Annotated in this window: 3 protein-coding genes and 2 tRNA genes; all 5 read left to right on the top strand. The window is 49.6% G+C overall.

Going from position 1 to position 2384, the window contains the following annotated elements:
- Positions 1-105 precede the first annotated feature (105 nt).
- A complete protein-coding gene (gene rlmB / locus B5D20_RS13505; RefSeq protein ID WP_078666710.1) occupies positions 106-846 on the top strand; it encodes a 23S rRNA (guanosine(2251)-2'-O)-methyltransferase RlmB in 741 nt (246 codons plus the stop codon).
- Positions 847-926: 80 nt separating this feature from the next.
- On the top strand, positions 927-1574 hold the full coding sequence (gene sigH / locus B5D20_RS13500) for an RNA polymerase sporulation sigma factor SigH (RefSeq protein WP_078666709.1): 648 nt from the start codon (positions 927-929) through the stop codon (positions 1572-1574).
- Between the two features lie 78 nt (positions 1575-1652).
- Positions 1653-1728 (top strand) — tRNA-Met (locus B5D20_RS13495).
- A gap of 4 nt (positions 1729-1732) precedes the next feature.
- Positions 1733-1809: transfer RNA gene (locus B5D20_RS13490), tRNA-Met, on the top strand.
- Positions 1810-1913: 104 nt separating this feature from the next.
- Positions 1914-2384: GTP-binding protein (locus B5D20_RS13485; protein ID WP_143311888.1), on the top strand; the 471-nt coding region annotated here is incomplete at its 3' end.

The raw sequence follows: 2384 nt of genomic DNA, 5'->3' as shown, positions 1-2384 counted from the left end.
GCGGGGGCAAATCAAGTATTCGGAAAGGAGGCGAAAGCCTGGTCTGGGGGCCGACTTGACTGAAAATAAAAATAGTCAAGTTTTTTGAACCAGGGACAGGCCAGGATGGGTGAACTGGAATGGGTTTATGGCCGTAATCCTGTACTGGAAGCGATTAAAGCAGGTAGAGAGCTGAACAAAATCCTGGTCGCCAAAGGCACCAAACTTCCCCCTAATCTTATGGCAGTCTTGCGGGAGAGTCGGGTACCTTTCCAGGAAGTGACCAGAGAGCGTTTGGACAGCATCTGTGGTACTTCCGCTCACCAGGGGGTAGCGGTTCAGGTAGCGGCCGCCTCCTATGTTGATTGGGAAGAGATACTGGCCCAGGCGGAAGCCAGGGGAGAACAGCCCTTGCTGATTTTGCTGGATGAACTGGAAGATCCTCACAATCTGGGGGCGATCCTGCGTACTGCCGAAGGGGCCGGAGTTCACGGGGTGATTATACCCAAACGTCGAAATGTGGGGTTGACAGGAACGGTGGCGAAAGCTGCTGCGGGTGCGGTAGAGTATGTACCGGTGGCCCGGGTGTCCAATCTGGTACAGATAATCAGGGAACTGAAAGAAAAAGGGGTTTGGGTAGCCGGTCTGGACGGAGAGGCAGAAAAAAGCCTTTGGGAACAAGACCTTACCGGGCCGCTGGCTCTGGTGGTGGGAGGAGAAGGCAAGGGTTTGAGCAGGCTGGTAAAAGAAAACTGTGATTTTCTGATTAAAATACCAATGTCAGGCAAGATTAACTCCCTGAACGCCTCCGTTGCTACAGCCATCTGTGTTTATGAAGTTTTGCGGCAACGCCAGCGCAAGGCTTGACTATGTCCAAGCCTGTGAGTATAATAGTTTATGTATCACTGCGACCCCGGGTAATACCAAATAGAGCGGAGGCGATGACCTTGAGTCTGAGTGCCCAACCGGATGCCTGCGAACGTTTTGAGGAAATGATTGATGAGGATGTGGTAGAACTGGCCAAGGCCGGAGACAATGCAGCCGCTGAGTACCTCATCAATAAGTACAAAAACTTTGTGCGGGCTAAGGCGAGATCCTATTTCCTGATCGGCGCCGACCGGGAGGATATTGTACAAGAGGGGATGATTGGCCTCTATAAAGCCATCAGGGATTTTCGCCCTGATAAGCTATCATCTTTCCGGGCCTTCGCCGAATTGTGCATTACCCGGCAGATCATCACTGCTATTAAGACAGCAACTAGACAGAAGCATATCCCATTAAACTCCTATGTCTCCCTGAATAAGCCTATTTATGACGAAGATTCTGATCGTACTTTGCTGGATGTGATTTCGGGTACTAAGATTACAGATCCGGAAGAATTGATTATCAGCAGGGAAGAATTCGATGACATTGAGGAGAAAATGGGGGAGTTGCTCAGTTCGCTGGAATGGAAAGTGTTAATGTCCTATCTAGACGGCAAGTCCTATCAGGAAATAGCAGTTGACCTTAAGAGGCATGTTAAGTCCATTGATAATGCTTTGCAACGGGTAAAAAGAAAAATAGAAAGATATCTGGAAAAACGGGACTGTGGCTAAATTGGCAGGGTTTACTTCTTGACCATTGGTGCAAGGAAGGCTATAATAGATTTTGTCAATGACGTAACAGTTCTTCGTCGCGGGGTAGAGCAGTTGGTAGCTCGTCGGGCTCATAACCCGAAGGTCGGAGGTTCAAGTCCTCCCCCCGCAACCAATAAGGCGGCGTAGCTCAGTTGGCTAGAGCATGCGGTTCATACCCGCAGTGTCGGGGGTTCGAATCCCTCCGCCGCTACCACTAAGGTCAGGTAAACCAGCCTATGGCTGGTTTTTCTTTTTACATATAATCAATCTTATTTAGCCCAAAATACTACAAAAAATATATGTAGGAGGTTTGAAGAGATGGCAAAGGCAAAATTTGAAAGAACTAAGCCTCACGTAAACGTGGGCACCATCGGTCACGTTGACCATGGTAAAACAACTACCACTGCTGCGATTACTGTAGTTCTGGCAACTCAAGGTAAGGCTGAAGTCAAGCGTTATGATGAGATCGATGCCGCTCCGGAGGAAAGGGAAAGAGGCATTACCATCAATACTGCTCACGTTGAGTATGAAACCGACAAGCGTCATTATGCTCACGTAGACTGCCCTGGTCACGCTGACTATGTTAAGAACATGATCACCGGTGCTGCCCAGATGGACGGCGCTATTCTGGTTGTATCCGCTGCAGATGGTCCTATGCCTCAGACCCGGGAACACATCCTGCTGGCCCGTCAGGTAGGTGTGCCTCATATCGTAGTCTGGCTGAACAAGGCTGACATGGTGGATGATCCCGAGCTGCTGGAACTGGTTGAAATGGAAGTGCGGGAGCTG

Origin of the sequence: Carboxydocella sporoproducens DSM 16521, from assembly GCF_900167165.1 — a bacterium.
Classification (GTDB): Bacteria; Bacillota.
Note: the sequence above shows the minus strand (reverse complement) of the source record. Positions and strands in the feature narration are given on the sequence as shown.

Bases quoted from the DNA above. Each gene is read 5' to 3' on its own strand.
- rlmB (WP_078666710.1), top strand. From the start codon at position 106: ATGGGTGAACTGGAATGGGTTTATGGCCGTAATCCTGTACTGGAAGCG.